We start from the raw sequence: 1053 nt of genomic DNA, 5'->3' as shown, positions 1-1053 counted from the left end.
TCCCGGGCACCACGGCTGGGCCACCGCGACCGCCGCCTCCCTCAAGCCGGATCTCGCCGACCGGCTGTGCGAGGCGGACTTCCTGTGGGGCACGGCCCGCTCCGACCTGCTGCTGCCGTCCGCCCCCGGGGCGACGCTCGCGGAGGAGCTGGACGCGCTGGACCGGATCGACGACGAGGCGTTCGTGGCGGCCGCGTTCGAGATCAGCTGCTCCGCCTCGTACGACCGGCCGACGCGGTCGCCGCTGGTCGACCGGGACGAGCGGGACCGGGTCCGGGACATGGCCCGGGCCCGCGGGCCGCGGCAACTGGCTTTCGTGGACCGCATGCTGGTGGACCCGGACGGGCTGCGGGTGTGGCTGCGGCGCCTGCTGGAGGACTGCCATCAGGTGTTCTTCGCGGACACCTGGCAGCGGGTGCGGGTCCAACTGGCCGCCGACGCCCGCCACAAGGGCGAGCTGCTCCAGCGCAAGGGTCTCGCGGAGGCGCTGACGGCGACCTCGGCCGCGCTGTCGCTGGAGCAGGGTGCGGACGGGCGGACGCGCGTCCTGGTCGACAAGCTGGCGGCGGGGCGTACGACGGCGCACGGCAGCGGGCTGACCCTCATCCCGACGACCTTCGGCTGGCCGCATCTGCTGCTGGTGCACGCGCCGGGCTGGCCTCCGGTGATCCAGTACCCCGTCGCCGGGCCCGAACTCGCCCCGCCCGCCGCCCTGCAACTCGTCCAGCAGCGCCTGGAGGCTCTCGCCCACCCGATGCGGATGCGCATCTGCCGCACGCTGGCCCGGGGGCCGCACACCACGGGCGAACTGGCCGAGGCGTACGCCATCACGCCGCCGGAGGTCTCCCGGCACATCGCCGTCCTGAAGAAGGCCGGGCTCCTGCACACCCGGCGGCGCGGGCGGTACGTGCTGCACCAGCTGGAGTTGGCGACGGTGGCGCGCCTGGGGAGCGACTTCCTGGAGGGCGTCCTGCGGTAGGGCCGGCGGGGTCCTTCCCCCACCCCGCCCCTCCCCGCAGCATCGATATGCGGCTCCGCCGCGCGGGGGGGGGG

Annotated in this window: 1 protein-coding gene; it reads left to right on the top strand. The window is 75.3% G+C overall.

The features are described 5' to 3' along the window. Positions 1-979: DUF5937 family protein (locus SSOG_RS24235; RefSeq protein ID WP_009716886.1), on the top strand; the 979-nt coding region annotated here is incomplete at its 5' end. Between the last annotated feature and the right edge of the window lie 74 nt (positions 980-1053).

Origin of the sequence: Streptomyces himastatinicus ATCC 53653 (assembly GCF_000158915.1) — a bacterium.
GTDB lineage: Bacteria > Actinomycetota > Actinomycetes > Streptomycetales > Streptomycetaceae > Streptomyces > Streptomyces himastatinicus.
Note: the sequence above shows the minus strand (reverse complement) of the source record. Positions and strands in the feature narration are given on the sequence as shown.